This is a genomic window from Lamprobacter modestohalophilus (genome assembly GCF_016583905.1).
GTDB lineage: Bacteria > Pseudomonadota > Gammaproteobacteria > Chromatiales > Chromatiaceae > Lamprobacter > Lamprobacter modestohalophilus.
This window is the reverse complement of the sequence record NZ_NRRY01000005.1, coordinates 74,873-93,736: the sequence shown is the minus strand read 5'-3', so window position 1 is coordinate 93,736 and position 18,864 is coordinate 74,873. Positions and strand designations below refer to the sequence as shown.

19 protein-coding genes and 1 tRNA gene are annotated in these 18,864 nt (G+C 61.5%); 10 read left to right on the top strand and 10 right to left on the bottom strand.

Annotation, left to right across the window (positions count from 1 at the left end; translation table 11 throughout):
- Nucleotides 1-25 precede the first annotated feature (25 nt).
- From pabC to CKO42_RS05150, 6 genes are all read left to right on the top strand, one after another.
- On the top strand, nucleotides 26-916 hold the full coding sequence (pabC, locus tag CKO42_RS05175; protein WP_200240129.1) for an aminodeoxychorismate lyase: 891 nt from the start codon (nucleotides 26-28) through the stop codon (nucleotides 914-916).
- Nucleotides 913-2,004, top strand: a complete 1,092-nt coding sequence (gene mltG / locus CKO42_RS05170) for an endolytic transglycosylase MltG (protein ID WP_200240127.1) — start codon at nucleotides 913-915, stop codon at nucleotides 2,002-2,004. Before pabC ends, mltG begins: the two co-directional genes overlap by 4 nt.
- A complete protein-coding gene (tmk, locus tag CKO42_RS05165) occupies nucleotides 2,004-2,687 on the top strand; it encodes a dTMP kinase (RefSeq protein WP_200240125.1) in 684 nt (227 codons plus the stop codon). Before mltG ends, tmk begins: the two co-directional genes overlap by 1 nt.
- Nucleotides 2,677-3,765, top strand: coding sequence for a DNA polymerase III subunit delta' C-terminal domain-containing protein (locus CKO42_RS05160; RefSeq protein ID WP_338034850.1), 1,089 nt, complete (start codon nucleotides 2,677-2,679; stop codon nucleotides 3,763-3,765). Before tmk ends, CKO42_RS05160 begins: the two co-directional genes overlap by 11 nt.
- 51 nt (nucleotides 3,766-3,816) lie before the next feature.
- A complete protein-coding gene (locus CKO42_RS05155; RefSeq protein WP_338034849.1) occupies nucleotides 3,817-4,197 on the top strand; it encodes a PilZ domain-containing protein in 381 nt (126 codons plus the stop codon).
- 132 nt (nucleotides 4,198-4,329) lie between these two features.
- Entirely contained in the window at nucleotides 4,330-5,127 is a 798-nt protein-coding gene (locus CKO42_RS05150) for a TatD family hydrolase (RefSeq protein ID WP_200240121.1), read from the top strand.
- Nucleotides 5,128-5,145: 18 nt separating this feature from the next.
- Here the strand turns inward: CKO42_RS05150 and CKO42_RS05145 are convergent, their stop codons facing one another.
- On the bottom strand, nucleotides 5,146-6,003 hold the full coding sequence (locus tag CKO42_RS05145) for an SDR family NAD(P)-dependent oxidoreductase (RefSeq protein ID WP_200240119.1): 858 nt from the start codon (nucleotides 6,001-6,003) through the stop codon (nucleotides 5,146-5,148).
- Between the two features lie 1,086 nt (nucleotides 6,004-7,089).
- Entirely contained in the window at nucleotides 7,090-7,269 is a 180-nt protein-coding gene (locus tag CKO42_RS28440) for a pentapeptide repeat-containing protein (protein WP_200240256.1), read from the bottom strand.
- Nucleotides 7,270-7,389: 120 nt separating this feature from the next.
- Here CKO42_RS28440 and CKO42_RS05135 point away from each other — a divergent pair, with 120 nt between their 5' ends.
- A complete protein-coding gene (locus CKO42_RS05135) occupies nucleotides 7,390-7,944 on the top strand; it encodes an SPOR domain-containing protein (protein ID WP_200240116.1) in 555 nt (184 codons plus the stop codon).
- A gap of 122 nt (nucleotides 7,945-8,066) precedes the next feature.
- On the opposite strand, the gene CKO42_RS05130 is transcribed toward CKO42_RS05135, so the two are convergent.
- Nucleotides 8,067-8,786 carry a hypothetical protein gene (locus CKO42_RS05130; RefSeq protein ID WP_200240113.1) on the bottom strand — a complete coding sequence of 240 codons (720 nt, stop codon included), beginning with the start codon at nucleotides 8,784-8,786 and terminating at the stop codon, nucleotides 8,067-8,069.
- 154 nt (nucleotides 8,787-8,940) lie between these two features.
- On the opposite strand from CKO42_RS05130, the gene CKO42_RS05125 reads away from it, so the two are divergent.
- Nucleotides 8,941-9,025: transfer RNA gene (locus CKO42_RS05125), tRNA-Leu, on the top strand.
- A gap of 547 nt (nucleotides 9,026-9,572) precedes the next feature.
- Nucleotides 9,573-9,839: a hypothetical protein gene (locus CKO42_RS05120; RefSeq protein WP_242479141.1), complete on the top strand. Its 267-nt coding sequence runs from the start codon at nucleotides 9,573-9,575 to the stop codon at nucleotides 9,837-9,839.
- Nucleotides 9,840-9,952: 113 nt separating this feature from the next.
- On the opposite strand, the gene CKO42_RS05115 is transcribed toward CKO42_RS05120, so the two are convergent.
- The 3 genes from CKO42_RS05115 to CKO42_RS05105 form a co-directional block, all read right to left on the bottom strand.
- Nucleotides 9,953-11,548 carry a 2Fe-2S iron-sulfur cluster-binding protein gene (locus tag CKO42_RS05115; RefSeq protein WP_200240111.1) on the bottom strand — a complete coding sequence of 532 codons (1,596 nt, stop codon included), beginning with the start codon at nucleotides 11,546-11,548 and terminating at the stop codon, nucleotides 9,953-9,955.
- 2 nt (nucleotides 11,549-11,550) lie between these two features.
- On the bottom strand, nucleotides 11,551-12,948 hold the full coding sequence (gene sthA, locus CKO42_RS05110; RefSeq protein WP_200240108.1) for a Si-specific NAD(P)(+) transhydrogenase: 1,398 nt from the start codon (nucleotides 12,946-12,948) through the stop codon (nucleotides 11,551-11,553).
- Between the two features lie 96 nt (nucleotides 12,949-13,044).
- On the bottom strand, nucleotides 13,045-14,169 hold the full coding sequence (locus CKO42_RS05105; protein WP_200240106.1) for a diacylglycerol/lipid kinase family protein: 1,125 nt from the start codon (nucleotides 14,167-14,169) through the stop codon (nucleotides 13,045-13,047).
- A 37-nt stretch (nucleotides 14,170-14,206) separates the two neighbouring features.
- On the opposite strand from CKO42_RS05105, the gene CKO42_RS05100 reads away from it, so the two are divergent.
- Complete coding sequence (locus CKO42_RS05100) at nucleotides 14,207-14,383, top strand: PLDc N-terminal domain-containing protein (protein ID WP_200240104.1); 177 nt, start codon at nucleotides 14,207-14,209, stop codon at nucleotides 14,381-14,383.
- Between the two features lie 64 nt (nucleotides 14,384-14,447).
- Here the strand turns inward: CKO42_RS05100 and CKO42_RS05095 are convergent, their stop codons facing one another.
- The 4 genes from CKO42_RS05095 to CKO42_RS05080 form a co-directional block, all read right to left on the bottom strand.
- Nucleotides 14,448-14,708 (bottom strand): hypothetical protein, encoded by a 261-nt coding sequence (locus CKO42_RS05095; protein WP_200240102.1) that lies wholly within the window; start codon nucleotides 14,706-14,708, stop codon nucleotides 14,448-14,450.
- A 183-nt stretch (nucleotides 14,709-14,891) separates the two neighbouring features.
- Nucleotides 14,892-15,701: a SanA/YdcF family protein gene (locus CKO42_RS05090; protein WP_200240100.1), complete on the bottom strand. Its 810-nt coding sequence runs from the start codon at nucleotides 15,699-15,701 to the stop codon at nucleotides 14,892-14,894.
- A 26-nt stretch (nucleotides 15,702-15,727) separates the two neighbouring features.
- Entirely contained in the window at nucleotides 15,728-16,342 is a 615-nt protein-coding gene (locus CKO42_RS05085; protein ID WP_200240090.1) for a hypothetical protein, read from the bottom strand.
- Nucleotides 16,343-16,480: 138 nt separating this feature from the next.
- Complete coding sequence (locus CKO42_RS05080) at nucleotides 16,481-18,823, bottom strand: FUSC family protein (protein WP_200240088.1); 2,343 nt, start codon at nucleotides 18,821-18,823, stop codon at nucleotides 16,481-16,483.
- Nucleotides 18,824-18,864 lie beyond the last annotated feature (41 nt).

Sequence of the window (18,864 nt, the reverse complement as noted above, 5' to 3'; positions counted from 1 at the left end):
AGGGCTGCCTCTGGGATCGGCGGCCATGGGCTCAGCGTTACCGCACCGCCTGCGGCGGTGCCTGATCAACGGTGAGGCGCGGTCCGACATTGATGTTCGAGACCGAGGCCTCGCCTATGGCGACGGACTCTTCGAGACCATCGCTGTCCGCTCTGGCCGACCCTGCTGCTGGCTCGACCACCTTGACCGTCTCGCACGCGGTGCTGCGCGGCTGAGGCTGCCCTTACCGTCGCCAGCACGTCTGAAGACAGAAGCCAACCAGCTCGTCGAAGGCGTCGAGGTTGGAGTGCTGAAGGTGATGATGACGCGCGGCCCGTCCGCGCGTGGCTATCGTCTACCGTCCGACCCTCAGCCGACACGCATCCTGTTTGTCGACGCACCGGCTGCTGATCGTAGCGATGCGGTTGCCGCAGAGGCTCGACAGGATCCCCGTACTGAGCAGGGCGTCGAGGTCCGGCTGTGCGAGACCCGGCTCGGCATCAATCCGCAGCTCGCGGGCCTAAAGCATCTCAATCGACTCGAGCAGGTGCTCGCGCGCTCAGAATGGAGCGAGCCAAGCATCGATGAGGGGTTGATGCTCGATGCTGAAGGGGCCTTGGTTTGCGGTACCATGAGCAACTTGTTTCTGGTGACCGAGGCGGGCCTCGAGACGCCATTGATTGATCGCTGCGGGGTTGCTGGAACGGCGCGGGGACGGCTGTTGCGGATCGCGGCTGAGGCTGGTTATCAGGTGCAAGAGCGGCGGCTGACCCTCGATCACCTGATCAGGGCGCAAGGCGCTCTGTTGACGAACGCGCTCTTTGGGGTTTGGCCAATCCGCTCCTTTGACGGCCGCGAGTTCGATCTTTCGCTGTTGCCGTGGCCACTGATCGATCGGGTTCGCGAGCAGCTGATGCAACCGGAGTCCCATTGGTGAGAGCCTTCTTTGCAGGACTGTTGTCGCTCATCTTGGTCGGCGTAGCGGTCAGCGGCGTGCTCTTGCTTGAGTATCAGCGTTTCTTACAAACGCCAATCGAGCTTGTCGCCGAGCCTGCTCCTGATTCAGAGCCTGACGTCGAGCTGACCCAGCGTCCGGATCAACGCATCGTCGAGATTCCCCCGGGAATGCGCTTGCGTGATCTGGCAGCGCGCCTCGCGGACGATGGGCTGATCAGCGACCCCTATTTCTTCATTGCGCTTGCGTATCAGGAGCGATTGCAGAACAAGATCAAGGCGGGCGAGTACGCACTCGTCAATGGCATGCGCCCGTTGGATCTGATCACGATGTTCGCGAGCGGGCGCTCGATCCAGTATCCAGTGACGCTGATCGAGGGGCGCCGGTTTCGCGACGCTGTCGATAGCCTCGCTAGCCAAGAGGTGCTAAAGCTGGAACTGGCCGGTTTGTCAGATGCCGAGGTGATGCAGCGAGTTGGCATCGAGGATGAGCATCCAGAGGGTTGGCTGTTTCCAGACACCTATCTGGTTGCGCGCGAGAGCACCGATATCGCCGTGTTGAAACGCGCCCATGAGCGGATGAAGCAGGTGCTGAGCGAGGAGTGGGACCAGCGCGCAGACGACTTGCCCATCGAAACACCCTATGAGGCGCTGATCTTGGCCTCGATCATCGAGAAGGAGACCGGGCTTGCCGAGGAGCGCCCAGATATTGCTGGAGTGTTCGTGCGCAGGCTGCAGCGGGGTATGCGGCTGCAGACCGATCCAACCGTGATCTATGGCATGGGCGATGACTACGACGGCAACATCCGGCGTGAGGATCTGCGCCGAGCAACGCCTTACAACACCTATGTGATCGATGGTCTGCCGCCAACGCCGATCGCGTTACCGGGGCGTGAGGCCATCCATGCCGCATTGAACCCGGCGGAGGGTGATGCGCTGTATTTCGTTTCTAGGGGCGACGGCAGCCATCACTTTTCGGCGACGCTCAAGGAGCACAACTGTGCGGTGCGACAGTACCAGCTTGGTGGACGCTGCGACATGATCAAGGAGACTGTCGAGGAGCGTCCCTGATGGCTGCTGTGGAGACGAACAGCGGCGTGCCCTTGGGCGAATTAGACCCGAAGCGTCGCGGCCGTTTCATCACACTCGAGGGTGGCGAAGGCGCGGGCAAGACGACTCAGCTCAGGCGCTTGGTCGACTGGCTGCAGGGGCAGGGCATCGATCCACTGGTCACCCGCGAGCCAGGCGGGACGGCGGCGGCCGAGCGGATGCGTGCGCTGCTGCTCGATTCGGCTAACGCTGAGCTTTGCGCAGACGCGGAGTTGTTGCTGGTCTTTGCGGCGCGTGCCGACCATCTGAGGCAGCGTATCGAACCCGCGCTCGCCGCGGGACGCTGGGTCGTCTGCGATCGTTTTACCGACGCAACCTACGCCTATCAGGGGGGCGGTCGGGGTTTGGATCGGGCGCGAATTGAGGTGCTGGAGCACTTTGTGCAGCGCGGGTTGCAGCCCGATCTGACGCTCATGTTCGATCTGCCGGTTGCGACGGGGTTGGCGCGTGCTAGGCAACGCTCGGCGCCGGATCGCTTCGAGGCTGAGGATCTGGCCTTTTTCGAGCGCGTCCGAGCCTCCTACCGAGCGATCGCCGAGCGATCGGCTGGTCGAGTGTGCCTGATCCGGGCCGATCAAACCGAGGAGGCGGTGGCTGCTGAGGTCAAGGCCTGCGTTGCCAGTCGTCTGCTAGGTGATTCCTGAGTTGGTGGACCCGCTCAGAACATCAACGGGGCCGTCAGAGCCGGTGCCGCCGTGGTTAGAGTCAACCTGGCAACGGCTGATGAATGCGCATCGACAGGCCCGTCTCGGTCAGGCCTTGATCCTGAGCGGGCCTTTAGGGATCGGCAAGCGCCTCTTGGCCGATCATCTCGCGCAACTGCTTCTTTGTACCGCAGCCAAGGTTGATGAGCGTCCCTGCGGGACTTGTGCCGACTGTACGCTGTCGGCGGCTGGGCACCATCCTGATCGCTTCGTGCTTGCGCCCGATGCGGAGGGGGCGAGCGGCGAGATTCGAGCGGAGCAAGTCCGGCAACTCTGCACGCGTGAGGTCTTGACACCCATGCGAGGCTCCACGAAAGTGCTTGTCGTTGTGCCGGCAGATGCGATGAACCTGTTTGCGTCGAACAGTCTCTTGAAGACCCTAGAGGAGCCCGCGGACTCGACGGTTTGGATGCTGATCACTGAGCGGCCCCAGCGTCTGAGTCAGACGATTCGCAGTCGCTGCCAGCAGATCAGCTTGACCGCGCCGCAGGCGGAGCAGGTCTTACCCTGGCTGAAAGCGCGCCTCGCACAGGTTCCAACCAAGGCGAATGCGAAGGGCGATGTCGACGCGAGCTGGAGTTCAGAGCGGGCCGAGCAGTCTCTTGCATTAGCCCAGGGGGCTCCTTTTCGGGCATTGTCGCTCGCGGAGAACGGTGCCCTTGAACTGCGCCAGGGGCTGCTGGATGCCATCATTGGTGTCGCCCGCGGGGAGCTTGATCCACTCGCCGTCGCCAATGACTGGCAGCGACTTGAGCCGTCGGCGGCGCTGGCTGCGATGATTGACGGGCTGACCGACCTCTTGCGCCTCTCGGTTGACGCCACGGGCACGCGGATGATCAACCTCGGAGCGCGCCGATCCATTGCGACGCTCGTCGAGCGGATCGAGCCGGCTGCGGGGCATCGGTTGTTGCAGATGCTGCTGCAGGCGCGAGCGTCCATCGATGCGCCCGTCAATAAGCAGATCTTATTTGAGGCCCTATTGGTGCGCTGGGCGCGGCTTGCTAAGGCTCGCGCTTAACCGCTGCCAGTCCTATCCTAGGCAAGCGGATGTTTCGACAGGTTTCAGGAGGTGATTCCCATCGCCCAATCAGAGCGACCCGGCCAGCAGCCAGAGGCGCGCCGTCGCATCCTGAGTCTGGTGATCAAGGATCGCCGGGCGCTACATGCTGCTTATATGCCGTTCATCAAGAACGGCGGTCTCTTCGTCCCGACGAGCCATCCTTACCAGCTTGGTGATGAGCTGTTTCTGCTGGTGCAGTTGTTGGACGAGCCTGATCGCATCCCGGTTGCCGGCCAGGTGGTATGGGTGACGCCGGTGGGTGCGGAAGGGAACCGCGCGGCGGGTGTTGGCATCCAGTTCAAGGAGCAGGAAAAGAACGATATCCGTCATAAGTTCGAGCAGTACCTGCCCAGTGGCACTGATGCGCAGCGTCCAACACATACAATGTGAGCCTTGTGTTGCTCCGTGCGCTGCTGGCGATGGCCGGATGGCTTGGTCGCGGTCTATTTCCCGCACCCCGATCATCGCCTTACAGTAGTGCCCAAAGAGTCGCTTGGCTCTCTAAACTGATGTTGATCCCTTATGCTAGTCGATTCTCACTGTCATCTCGATCGCGTTGATCTAAGCCCCTACGACGGGGACTTTGGCGCCATGCTGGGTCGCGCAGGCGAAGAAGACGTTGGGCACATGCTCTGCGTCTGCATCGACCTCGAGCACTACGCCGCGATGCGTCGCCTGGTCAGCCCTTTTCCAAATGTCTCGGTGTCGGTTGGCGTCCATCCAAGCGAACAGGGTGGTGATGAGCCTTCGCTGGACGACTTAGTGCGGCTTGGGTCTGATCCCGATGTGGTGGCGATCGGTGAGACGGGACTCGACTATCACTACAATCAGGGTGATCTGGAATGGCAGCGTGAGCGATTTCGGACTCACATCGAGGCCGCGCGCACGCTCGCAAAGCCCTTGATCATTCACACGCGTGACGCGCGCGACGACACCATCGCGGTGATGCGCGACGCTGGGGCTGATGCAGCTGGCGGAGTCATGCACTGCTTCACCGAGACCTGGGAGATGGCGCAGCAAGCGCTTGATCTCGGCTTCTACATCTCATTCTCCGGCATCCTGACCTTCAAGAATGCCGAGAGCCTGCGCGAGGTTGCTCGCTCGGTGCCCCTGGAGCGTTTGTTGATCGAAACGGACTCGCCGTATCTCGCGCCAGTGCCGCACCGAGGCAAGAAGAACGAGCCGCGCTTCGTGACCCATGTCGCCGCGCAGGTCGCGGAGCTGCGCGGCCTCTCTGTCGAAGCGGTTACTGAGCTGACGACAGAGAATTTCTTTCGCTTGTTCACCGGTGCGGCTAAACCGCCCAGTGCGGCGGCCTGAGTGCTGACAGAGATTGCCTTAGGCCTCATCAAGGTTGGCAAGGCGCTCGCTGATCTCCCAAACGCGGGCATTGGCGGCTGGGTCGCGCGCCTGGGTCGGCAACGAGATGATACGGCAATTGCCGAAGTATTCGCCGCTGATCTCAGCGACCTCGGGGGATTCGATCAGGTACATGACGCGCTCTGCGGCTTGCTCAGGCTGAGCAAGCGCCCAACCGACCAGCAAGCTGACCGATTTCCAGAACAGGCCCTGTGCGCCGTCGGTGCCGCCGAGGTTGGATTTGAATACGCCTGGGAAGACGCAGTTGACGGTGACACCGGTGCCCTTGATCTGCTTGGCTAGCTGTCGGGTGAAGTGCAGCATGCCGAGCTTCGATTCGACGTAGGCGCGCATCATCTTGAACGAGCGACCTTCCCAGTTCAGGTCGCCGAGCTCCATCGCCTCATTAATGCGGGTTCCGACGTTGATGATCCGCGATGGCGCGGCGGCTTTGAGCTGATCGAGCAGGAGGTTTGTGAGCAGGAACGGCGCCAGGTGATTGATCGCAAGCGTGCATTCGATGCCATCCTCGGTCAGGCAACGCTTCGGAAAGGCGGTTCCTGCATTGTTGACCAAGAAGTCGAGTGTTGGGGCTTTCTCGCTGACCTCTTTGGCGAGCCTGCGGACCTGGGCTTGCGATTTCAGGTCTGCGATCAGGAGCTCGAGTCGGTCGTTTCCGGTCGCAACCTTGAGCTCTTCGAGGGCTTCTTCGCCCCGCCGCGAGTCCCTGGCCACCATGAGGACGCGCGCGCCTCGAGCGGCGAGTGCGCGCGCGACGGCCTTGCCGAGCCCTGAATTGGCGCCTGTGACCAGCGCGGTTTTTTCTGTTAAATCCATCGAAGGTCCTCGTGAGGTCGATCAGTCGGTTTCGCGCCTAGTCTTAAGGTTGGTGTTGGTAGCGCTGCCGTGAGCTTGGGTCAATGTCGCCGCGCAATAGAAGCCTTATTGGTCGGCTCTGAATCGCCAAAAACACGCATCGTATGATGTTGGTCACGGCTGATTTCTCGGTTATTGATGCGAGTCAATCTTGATCTGAGTCAGGTCTTTGAGGTGACCAGCGTTTGCTAGCAGACTTGGCATCGGCGCGGTACTGGCCGATGATGAATGGTCTTCAGCATTGGTTACAAGGAACAGAAGCTGATGGTTCATCCGTATGATCCTAACCCAAAGAACCCGCCGGACGTGGCCGGGTTTCTCCACCGAGAAGCCTCAGGCGCCAGTCCTCCTTTGCCCGAAGCGGATGCTGCTGTTGCTCAGCGCAGACTAGACCCGCAAGTCGAAACACTGCAAAGCTCGCTGATTGAGCGCATTGCGGCGGTCGATGACGAGCGGCGGCGCAATGCCACGCAGATGCATCGAGCCATCGAGTCCCAGCGGGTAGAAGTCGCGGCCTTGGCAAGCTTCCAACGCGTGGGGGTGGTACTGGTCGCTGCCCTGATGATACTCCTGACGGTCCTCTCTATTAGCTTTGTTCTGCTTCAGGTTGAACGGATGCAGCGGGATTGGCGTGCTGATCTTGAGCAGTTGCAGCAGCAGGTCGTGGCGCTAGAGGCAGGCGCCCTGATTGCGACCGGCCAGGACGCTGTTACTGAGCAGCCGTCAGCCGTTTCCACCTCCACCTCTACCTCCCCCTCCTCTTCAACGGTCGCCGCAGCGGTTGAGGCAACACCAACTGACTCGCTGACTCAAGGCCTAGAGGGCCAGGTCGCGGTGTTGCGCGAACGGATGGTCGATACCACCAAGATCAAGTCAAGTAGCAGTTCAGATGAAATAGCTGACAGCGCAGATGCGATAGCTGACAGCGCAGACGCGACAGCAAATGCGCAGGTGGTGGGTGAGCGCTCGACCGACGTCCTGCCGAATAATGGCATGGTGCTGCAAAAGCCTGTCGATGCTGGGCGTTCGGCGGCAGTTGATCGAACCTCAGCGCCGCCTGAGTCTGCAGTCGCCGAGCCTGCAGCCCCTGAATTTACAACTCCTGAGGCTACAGACCCTGAGCTTACAATACCTGAGGCTGCAGCCCCTGAGCTTACAATACCTGAGGCTGCAGCCCCTGAGCTTGCAGCCCCTGAGTCTGCTGCGTCTGAGCCAGCGGCGCCAGATGTTGACGGCGCGGGGACTGGCTCTGCAGCAATTGACTCAGCCGTTCAGGTAACCAATGCAGCGCTGGCCGTGGCCTCCCCTGAGGCTACCGATGGATCGGGCGCGCATCAGGCTCCTGCGATGGCTGATATTGAGGCTGAGGAGGCGATAGATAACCGGTCCGTCGATGAAGTGGTGGACGCGCTCATCGAGCGCCGCTTGGGAGAGGTTGATCGTGAATACCAGCGTTTAGCGCGCGAGCTATCAGCGCCTGCGGTCCGCCCGCGTTGGGCTGTTGAGAACGCGCTAAGCGATGCCGAAGATGAGGCGATGCTGGATACGGTTGATGTCGGTAGCGTTGAAAAGAGCTCGCGGTTGCCGGCACGCTCGAGTCCGGAGCGGATTGTTGTCGCTGATCGTCCCTTCGCGCTGCAGCTCATTGGCTTCCACAGCCGTGAGCTACTTGACGATTTCGTCGATCGTAGTCCGTTGCCCAGCCGAGTCTATATGCGAGAAGAGCGGTTTCGAGGTCGCCCTTGGTTCGTACTGATCTATAGCCTGCATCAGGATCGAGCTGCCGCGCAACAAGCGAGCGAAGCATTGCCGGACGTGCTCGGCAAGCTCGATCTTTGGATACGAGAGTTGTCGGCTGAGACTGAACTCGACGTCATCGATACGTCCGGTGGTCAAACCTGATCGCTGGTCCGTCTTAACCCAGCAACAACCAGCTGTGTATGATCAGGTTGGGTGCCATCAGGTCTGGCGTTGAGCTTGGGTACCTAACACTGGTAGCCCAAGCCTGTGTTCTCATCGTTGCATCAGGGCATTGCGATCGATGTGCCTTCGCTAGAGAACACAACGCGCATGTTGAAGTTCTGGATCTGCGAGAGGATTGTGGGATCCTTCTCGATATCGTAGACCCAGGAGGCCGAGCGGCCATCGATATCCGTCGCGTTCGTCTCGATGATCTCAGTGGGCACGATGACACGGTTCGCGATGCGCATTCCGGCGAACATCGCTGCCATCTGCTTCAGCATCTGCGGGTCCATCTCTTCATCGTCGCCGTCATCCCCGTTATCGGTGCTGCGCTGTGTTAGAACATAGTTGCCCTCAGCGTCTTTGGAGAGCGATAGCTCGCTGCCATCGAAGTAGTCGGTCTGCTTGAGCGCGGTGAGATTATCGAAGGTCAGTTTCATCTCCATAAAGCGCCAGCCGTCGACGCTCTCGGACTTCACGGAGGCCAATTCAACGCCCTCGAGCCCTTCTGCTTCGAATTCTTCACGCACCTTGGCCTCGTCAAAATCAAGGTCGAACGGCCTCTCAGCATCCATGTCTAAGGCTTCGCCGCCGCTTTCTTGCATCGCCTCCCCCATCTTCTCCATTGCCTCGACCTGAGCGATGGCCTGTTCCGACATGCCGTAGCGCATATTGAGCGTTCCTGAGCCATCCTTGTTCAGCGTTAGGGTCTGATCGACCTTGATACAGCCAGTGACTGCAAAAGCCAGTGCGACGATGCACAACCAACGCAAGCTACTCATCTCTTGTCTCCTGGTGAAAATCAGCGCAAGACCATCCTATGTTCCTGGTAAAAAAGCAAGTATCGGATCAGGCGCGGCGACGCGCAGGAAGATTGCACGACTTCAGATGACCGGCGAACGCGAAAACCGTTAAACTTAGGCCTCACACCTTCATGCGCGGGTGGCGGAATTGGTAGACGCGCTGGATTTAGGTTCCAGTGGGTAATCCCGTGGGGGTTCGAGTCCCCCCTCGCGCACCATCCTCAAGCACATCTCAAACTTAAATAAAACAAAGGCTTAGGCGCTTTGCTTGGTGCTTGTTGCCTGGTTCCCCGTGGCCACCGGGGCCACCGGGGCCAGATGCGAATTGCGTCAATCAGCCTATCCGGGGCTGGTAACGGATAACGTTACGCCATCACTTGGTCTCGTTGTGACGAGACATGCTGATCTTCAGCTGCAACGCAGAAACGACTTCTAAGTCGAGCGCTCAGCAGCTAGCACTCAAACATTTTCCAGAATCCGCCCCCGTTGACGCCCGAGCTTGCGGCAGGGCGTGGGCTGACTGCTGTTGCTGGTAGAACAGGTGTTTTGTGCAACACCGCGACCTAAGGGTTACGTGGTCGAAAGCTGTGCGTCGACATCGGAACAAAAGTTGCATGACGTTTTGAATTGGCTGTAGAGTGGAGATGTCGAGTCCGATTTGTCATTTTTTTAGATCATGCACAGCTTGCATAGCTGCGCCTGGCCGATGTTGGCCGATGCCGAGAAGGACTGACGACCGCCAAACCAGGGTCGATCCTAGGATCGATGAAGCAACAAGAACAGGCCGCCGACCTCATAGGTAGGTCAGGACATCGTCCGCAAAGTGGCCGGAAAGGAGTGAAGATGAACGAAAACAGCATGTTCGGGGAGTGGGTCGCTAGCATTGAGCGAGGCGAGTGCGGCTTTACCTATATTCGTCTGTTTGCAGATGCGCCGAATTGGGTGCGCAACGAGGCGATCAACCGCTTTGGCAAGGGTACCGTTTTTTTGCCGCCGCGCCAGAACCGGTTGCTCGATAGCGCCGCGGCCTAGGCCGCCGACTGGGTCTACGCTCTGTGCGTGAACGATCTTAGTGCTGTTTGATCGGTTCAGCATTGCTGCATGGCCAATCTGGTGCAGTGCTAAGGCGAGTCCGCGAACAGCGCTCAGTCTATCCCTTCGCTGGCGATGCGCTGCTCGGGTACGCCGGCCCTGAGCAGCGCCGCAGCCACTGCGGCGACGGCACTGCTTGGGCCGGCGACATAGTAACGGTTGGCTTGAAGGTTCTCGAGATCGGCTTCCAGCAATGCCAGTAGATCATCACAGGCGGCTTCGACCAGCGGCGTATAGGCGAAGTTGTCGAGCGTGTCGCGCAGTGCACGGCACCAGGGCTGGTGGTAGTGCATCTGCATCCCTGGCACCGACCAGTACAGATGGAAGGCCTCGATGCTGTCGATCGAGACCGCATGCTCGATCAGGCTCTTGACCGGCGCGATCCCGTCTTCAATCGCAATGAACACGGCCGGCTCGGTGGCGTCTTCGGCGAGCACAAAGTCGCCGTAAGGGCCGGTCAGGGTAATCGCCTGTCGCGGCTTCAGGCTGTCGAAGACGGCTTGGCTGAAGGCGTCGCCGTGACGCCGAACCGAGAACAGCAGATTGCGCCCGTTACAGGGGCAACTGGCGATGGGTAGCTCCTGCTCCACACCATCAGCAAGCCGAAGCCGGGCGCGCTGCCCAGCCATGAAGCGCAGCGTGTTGGTGCGTGGGGTCTGTATATGCACCAGCATGAGCCCATCGCCCTGGGGCTCCAACTTGCGGATCTGCGCCTGGATCTCCTGCTCTGGCAGGTCAGCGGGCGAGTGTGCTTCGGCGGCTTCGAGCTGGATGTCGGTCACCGCGGTGTGGGAGCAGCTGAGCAGGTAGCCGAGCTGCTTCTCACGCTCGCTGAGCACATAGTCGTGCTCGCGAATCCGATAGACCTCACCACTGACCAAGCGCACCTTGCATTCGCCGCAGTTGCCATTGGCGCAGCCGTAATTCAGGCGCAGGCCTGAGCGCACCGCGGCCTCGAGGATAGATTCGTTGCCGTCGACGAAAAATTCGTGTCCGGACGGGATCATCTTCACGCTTGCTGACATGATGCGTAGAAAGGTGTCTTTCGCCAGTAACTGAGTCTGTGCGGCCTCAACCGCTTCCTCGCCGAGGGCGGCGCGACGCTCGCGAAGCCAAGCCTTCAGCGCCTGTGCCTGTGCTCGTGCCTGAGCCTGAGTTTGAACTGGCGCTCGAGCCGGTGATTGAGCTTGCGTTCGCGCCTGAGTTTGGGCCGGTTGTGGCGACGGCGCTGGCGCTTGAGTCTGGTCCCGCGTTAGTCCTTGCTCTTGCTCTTGTCCTGTCTCTGCGGCTGCAAGCGCGTCGAGTCGCTGCTCGAGCTCATCCATCAAGGCTTCGAGTTTGTCAACGCGGGCGATGCGCTGCACCAACGCCTTGGCCAGCGAGCGGATGCGGCTGACCAAGACCTCTTGGCTCGGTAGTCGGGTATCTTCATCATGGCTGCGCGGCAGGGCATCGGTCTTGATCTGCTCGACCCGCTCGAGATCGCCGGTCTTCTCCAGACTGACGCTGGGGTAGACATGCAGCAGATCGCTGATCGCGACTTGGCCCTCGAAGGTCTGCATCTCGCCTTGGCGGATGCGCTTCTGGATCTCGGCGCGGGTGACCCCGGCGAGCCGCGCCGCACGCGATAGACTCAGGAGCTGCGTCATGGTCAGAACAACCGATTGAGCCCGTTCAAGGCGGCGACCCGATAGGCCTCCGCCATGGTCGGGTAGTTGAAGGTGGTCTCGGCGAAGTATTCGATGCTATTGGCGCTGCCCGGCTGCGACATGATCGCCTGGCCGATGTGGACGATCTCCGAGGCCTGCTCGCCAAAGCAGTGGATACCGAGGATGGCCTTGGTCTCGCTGTGGAACAAGAGCTTCAGCATGCCGACGGTGTGGCCGGTGATCTGGGCACGGGCGATGCTCTTGAAGTGCGCCTGGGCGACCTCGTAAGGGATCTTTTCCGCGGTCAGCTCATGTTCGGTACGCCCGATTGAGCTGATCTCAGGCACCGTATAGATGCCGGTGGGGAACTCATCGATCAGCGACCAATCGCAGTTGCCGTCGGCGATCACGGCGCCGACGAAGCGGCCCTGGTCGTAACTGGCGCTGGCCAGTGCCGGCGGACCGGCGACATCGCCGACCGCGAAGATGTGCTCCAGCTCGGTGCGATAAGACTTGTCGACCTCGATCTGGCCGCGCTTGTTCGGCTCCAGGCCAATCGCCTCCAGGCCCAAATCCTCGGTGTTGCCGCTGCGCCCGTTGGCCCAGAGCAGGGCGTCGGTCTTGAGCTTCTTGCCCGAGTTGCAGTGCAGCACGACGCCGTCGTCACTCGGCTCAACCCGCTCGTAGCTCTCGTTGTGGCGAATCACCACGCCTTGCTCGCGCAGGTGGTAGCTGAGCGCGTCGGTGATCTCGTTGTCGAGGAACGAGAGCAGGCGGTCGCGGGTGTCGACCAGGTTCACCTTGACGTCGAGGCAGGCCATGATCGAGGCATATTCGCAGCCGATGACGCCGGCGCCGTAGATGGTGAGGCTGCGTGGGGTATGCGCCAGCTTGAGGATCGAGTCGCTGTCGTGGATGCGTGGATGGCTGAAATCGACATCCGGCGGATGATAGGGGCGAGATCCGGTCGCGATGACGAGATGCTCGGCCTCGATCAGCTCGGCAACCCCATCCGGGCGCTGGACCTGCACTCGATGCGGATCGACGAAGCGGGCATGGCCAAACAGCAGCTCGACCCGGTTGCGTTGATAGTAGCGATAGCGGGTGCGCACCTGGTGGTCGATCACCGAGTCGGCGGCGCGCAATAGGTCTGGGAATTCGACCTCGACCTGGTCCCGGGTGTGCTGAAACAGCGGGTTGCGGCGATAGTCGGCGAGCATCTGGATCGAGTGCCGCAGGGCCTTGCTGGGGATGGTGCCCCAATGCGTACAGCCGCCACCGACCTTGTCATAGGCCTCGATCACGGCGACGCGCTGGTTGGCCTTGGCCAGCTTCATCGCCGTGCCCTCGCCGGCTGGGCCGGTGCCGATCACGATGCTGTCGAAGGTACGCACTGCCATACTGCCTCTACCTCGGCGCTCTGCGGTGGCGCGCTGCCGAAAACACTCAGGTTAGCATAGGCGCTGGGCCTGCCAACCGATCTGGCGGCGTCGAAATCAGGTTGCAGCCTTGCCTGGCTTCAGCACGCGTAACGCAGCCGGTCGGAGCTGATAGATCAGCGGCGTCTTGAGCCGGAGCCGCTCGCCGTCATTCATCACCCTGAGCCAATGTTCGCGGCGGGCCTCGATCCGCAGTGACTGCGGTTGCTGATGAAAGATGCGGGGATCATCGGCCCAGTCGCCTTGCAGTAGTCGTAGGGCGAGCCGCGGCAACTCCCAGATTGGGCCATAGCAAATGCCGTAGAGACCAAGCCTGCCGGTGTCGAGGCGCGCGCGGCTCGGATAGGGCTGAACGATCGATTGAATCGGGTTATTGGTGATCATCAGAGCGCGTGTTGTGACCTTCAGCTCCTGGCCATCTGCGGTGATGCGTAATCGATGATAGGGGTAGCGCCAGAGCAGTCGGAGCGCCTTGCGGACCAGCCTGACGGCGGCTTGAAGCAGGCCGCGGTCGCGCACTGCCTCGCGGGTGCGTGCGAGTGCCGTGGTCAGACCAATCATCGAGGCACAAAGAAACGGCTGCCCGTTGACGAACCCAACATCAATCGCTGCTTCGGTCACGGACGATCCATTGGCCGATCCATGGGCCGATCCATCGCTTAATCCACCGGTTAATCCATCGGTCAAGCGACCGGCTGAGCGACTGTTGAAGCCCTCAGTCAAGCAGTCAACAGCATCCTCAGCTTTTAGCGGAATGCTGAGGTCGCGTGCTAGCAGATTCGCGGTGCCAAGCGGAATGATGCCGAGCGGGACGCTGGTGTTGATCAAGACCGAGGCGACCGCGAGCACCGTGCCATCGCCACCGAGCACGAACACGGCATCGACACCATTTTCGATTGCCGCCTGCAGGCGCTTGGTCCAGGCGTTTGATTGATCGCCCTGGCTGCCGATCGCGATCAGGATGACGTCTTGGTCTTGATCCTGGCCTTGTTCACGAACTTGTTCACGGACTTGTTCACGGACTTGATCGCGGACTTGATCGCGGACTTGATCGCGGCCGTGATCGCGGACTTGCTCACGGCCTTGATCACGCAGTCGATCGCTGAGCCGCCTGGCCAGGGCATCGATCTGCTCGACGCCAGCGCCAGCGCGATAGTTGACGACGATCACAGCCTGAGACATGGTGTCAGCTCTTTAACGACTCGGGGAGAGATCGGTGGTGGGAATCGAAGTTGGCGGCCTACTCGGCCTGTTACATTTGATCGTGGTTGTGTACGCCTTCATCAAGATCGTACAGAGCAATGCGGGCACCTTGGGTAAGGTGCTTTGGGTCGTCTTGATCTTGCTGTTGCCCGTGTTTGGTTTGATCATCTGGCTGCTGTTTGGGCCAAGCTGAGACGGAGCGATCGCGGTGCTCCGGGTCTGTCGCCTTGCGGGGCGCTCCCGCTGGCGGTCCCTCCTTACCAGTCAACCGGGATATAGACATAGGTCTTGGGCACCTTGGCGCCGACGACTTCGATGGCGATCGGCTCGTAGAAGTTGCCGAGGTTGACCGTCTTTCCAGCAGGGTAGCGGCCGAAATCAACCTGGTTGCCGAGCACCTGATAATCCGCGGTACCGGGTGGCATCTCGAACAGCACTCGGCAGGGCGAGATGGCACAGTTGCCGGTGTCGCCTGGCTTCACCGTGATTGTGATCGCGCCTGAAGGAAAGCCCTTCACCTCCCGGCATCCACTCAAGCCAATGATGAATAGGAGGCAGAGCGCACAGATTAAGGCGAAGCGACCGGTACCGCGTAGAAGGTGCCTTGGCTGAATGCTGATCAGTGGCTGAAGTGAGTCGAAGCACGGCATAGTGGATGCCTCTGTGTTGGGGGCGAAGGTTAAGCGTTGAGAGAAATTGCCTTAGTAATCGTGCGATCGGGCGGCTTTCAAGACGTTGGGTTGCTCGGGAACCGAGTCTAATGCTGGTTCTGGCTCGTCGCGCAGACGAATCATCTCGGGGTCGCCGAGAAACCGTGGTCCTTGGCCGGTAAGAATGTCGAGCACAGCCGCCGCACGGGCCAAGATCTCGCGGATGCGCACCCTGAGGTAGCCGGTACGCTCGGGATCAGCTGCAGCGTAGCCGCGGGCATCAATGCCAAATTGTCGACCGAGAAAGATGGCGCGCGCGGCGTGGAAACGCTGGCTGACGACAAGCACCTTTTCGAGCCCGAAGACCTCTTTCGCTCGCACCATCGAGTCCAGGGTTCGGAAGCCGGCGTAATCGAGGCTGATGTGGTCGGCTGGAACATCAAGCGCGATCAAGTCCTTCTGCATCGACACCGGCTCGTTGTAGTAGCGAGTGGCGTTGTCGCCGCTGACCAGGATACCGCGCACCTTGCCGCTGTGATACAGCTCGGCGGCGGCCTCGATGCGCGCTTGATAGAACGGGTTGGGGCGACCTCGGATACCGCGCGAGGTGCCCAGGATGAGCGCGACTTCGGCGGGCTGCACCTGGTCCAGCTGGTCGGTGATCGAGCCGCGGGTGGAGAGCGAGATCCCGAGGTCGATCAGCAGCAGCACCGCTACCAGGCTGGCCAGACCGAACAGCAGGACGGACAGACCGCGGCCGATGCGTTTCCGCCACAACCTCAGCCTGATCGTCGCTGCGGCGGTGTGCTCATGCTTGGTTGGCGGCTGCTCAGCGTCTGGTCGCGGCCAGTGCTCAGACATCCCCGAAGTCGATCGCAGTCATGTGCTCAGGGTAGAGGCTTGGGGCCATCCTCCTTCGATGTCTCCATCATGCGCTCGATCTCAGGTGCGTCTTGTGCCGGCAGCTCGGTGGGGTCGAGGGTCACTGCTGATTCGATCTCTTCGACCGCTTGCGTCTCCGCCGCGGCCCTCTTCTCGCGCTCAGCGGCGGTTTGGACCTTGCAGGTCTCGGCGAAGCACTGCTCGAGCTGGTCCATGATGCAGCCGGTTGCGGGGACGTTGGCATCTGGTGCTGGGTACTCCAGCAGGACCTGATTCATGAATTCATCGTTGGAGATATCGCCATCGTAGAGCGCGGTGACCCAGCCATCAAAGGCGGTGTTCTTGCCGAGCAGCGCGTTGACGGTCGTGCTGCCGATACTCAGCGGGCCGCAGTTAGCCTGCACCAGCGCCCGGAAGCCGGCTTCGGTCGGACGTTGGAACGGATTGCCGAGGTGGACCGAGGGGTCGGTGATCGGGCCATCGGTGGCGCAGCCGCTGAGCAGGGCGAGCACTGCAGCCGCGAGGATGGGCAGGGCATTGCGCGACAATCGGGCGGGATGCAGGTTGCGCGCTCCAGGGGCATCGCTGGGATGAAAGCGCTGGCGCTGTGATGGATACATCGGGGCTCCTGTTGCGGTTGTCCCGCACTCTTTGGTCTGGTCGATCAGGCATTGTAACGACATCTGCTCGGCGCGAGTGAGGTCTTGTCGCTGTGAGCGCTGGCAGGGCTTGCGAGGCAGTCAAGCTGCCAACTGCGCTCAGAATCGATTGCGTCGCCAGGCCGCCCAATCGATGCTATCAAGCGACATTGCCAGATCGCGGAGCGCGTGCATCACGGCGATATAGTGGCCAGCGATGGTGAGCGTGTAGACCACGTCGGCGTTCACCTGTTCGCTGTGCCGATAGGCGTCGATCCGCGCTAGCTCGGCGCGCACATCGCTGACACTCGCATCCAGCGCGACGACCGAGGCTGGGCCCGTTGGATGGTCGAGCTTATGGATAAAGGCGTCATAGGTGGTGACCAAGGGGGTGAGCAGTTGCCGGCCGAGTTGGGTACCCAGACCCTGGCGACGCAGATCGACACCCCAGCGGACACGCGCCTGCTGGAGGCCGCGAAAGCGCGTGACCAGGCCCTGCAAAGCGTCGCCAAGGGCCAGGATGCGGTCGCGATCGTTCTGCGGCACCGCTGCTGAATAGGCCGACGGCAGCAGCTCTGAGAGCGCTTGCAGCTCGCTCCGCAGCTGCTGCTCATGCTGCCCTAGGACGGCCTTGATGTCGCTGCGATCGAGGTCCGAGAGGGCTTGCTGGGCGCTGCTGAGGTGGGCGAGCAGGCGTTTGATGCCGCGCCGCAGCTGCTCTTGCGGCGTTGCGCCGCGCACCAAGGCCAGGGCCGCGACCCCAATCAGGAAGCCAGTGGCGATGGAGAGCGCTGCGTTGATGTAGCCCGCGGCATCATAAACCTGATGCGGCTCGAGATTTAGCAGCATGATGGCGAGGATGCCGATGCGCAGGAACATCAGGTGATGCGGGGCTGGCAGTGCATGCAGGAAGTAGGCAATGGCGAAATAGATCGGGAAGAGTGCCAGGGCGAGCTGCACGAAGCCGTCGAGCTGAGGCATCAGCACCAAATAGATCGGCGCGGTACTGAGGATGCCGATCAGGAAGCCGAGCAGGGTGAGCTTGGCCGGCTGTAAGACGCTGGTCTTCTGCAGCGTGTGCCCGCCGATCAGGACCAAGCCCATCACCACGGCGAGCAGCCCCTGAGGCGGCCACTGAAGCTGCACCCAGATCAGCACTGAGACCCAGAATGCGAGTCCCATCGCCAGGCTGTTGGGTAGTGCGAGGGCCAATCGCGTCTGCCAGGGCACCGTCGTCTGCGGTGGCAGCTGAGGCCGTGGCAATGCGCGGCCGGCGGCAACGGCAGCGCTGGCTTCCGCGAGCGTCTCGACATGGCTCACGAGTGCCTGCAGCTGAGCCGCCAAGGCATGGGCGAGCGCGCTGTCGCCGCCGCTCTGTTGCGCCAGGCTGGGACCGCTCAGCAGGCGCTGGCGGCGCGACTCGACCTCGGCGAGCGCGACCTGAGCCGCTGTGCTGATGGTCACAGCCTGCGTGCGCGAATGCGGCTTGGAGGCATACTGCCGCGCACCGGCTGATGGCTTTGCTGCAGTTGCTGTTGCTGTTGCAGTTGCAGTTGCAGTTGCAGTTGCAGTTGCAGTTGCGGTTGCGGTTGCTCCCGCAGTTGGTCGATGCGCCGATGTCGATTCGATTGCCATCGCCAACTGTTCGAGCGCTTCGCGCAGCACCTGGCGCTGCGGTGGCGTCAGAAAGGCGCGTCGACCCGCCGCAGCGAGGCGAAGATTCTCGGTGAGGCCCATCACCGAGCCGAGGGTTGCCGTCAAGGCCTGGATCTGCGCCTCATGGGTTTGGTGTCGTTGGCGGAAATGGCCGGTGTCCAATTCTGCCGCGGCGAGCAGCTCGCGCAGCTCCGGGCCGGCGCGCAGCAGGGCCTTGGGCATCGACGAAAACCCCGTCGTTGAGTCAGCGGTGACGGCGGCACCGGTTTGACGTAGATGCTCAGCGAGTGTCACAAGCGCCGCGCGCTGCTGCTTGAGATAATCGGTGCCAGCGGTGCGCGGCCAGAGCAGACCGTTGACCAGCAGCACGACGAGGATGCCGACGATGGCCTCGGAGGTCCGATAGACGGCTGCCTGGAAGGCCACTTCGGGGGCTGCGCTGGCGTCCCAGGCGATCACGGCAACCGCCAACGCGACCATGAACCAGGCATAGCCGTAGCGGCTCAGGCGCATCTGGTAGATCGAGATCATCAGCACCACCGACATCATCGCCAACAGTGGCCAGCGCTCCTGCACGAAGAGTCCAATCAGCGCCAGTACCAGCAGGGCACCGGCCAAGGTGCCCAGCACCCGCATCAGCCCCTTGCGCAGTGAGGCGCCGAGATAAGGGGTCTGCAAGACCAAGACCGCGACCGGGGCCAGGAAGGGCTCGGGCCACTGCAGCCAAAGCACGATGCCCCAAGCAATGATGATCCCGAGGCTGGTCTTGAAGGCCGCGACAACGGCGGTTGGGCTCCAGAGGCGCATCGTTGGGAGATCGGCTCGAGTGATCAGCCGCGGCTGCTCAA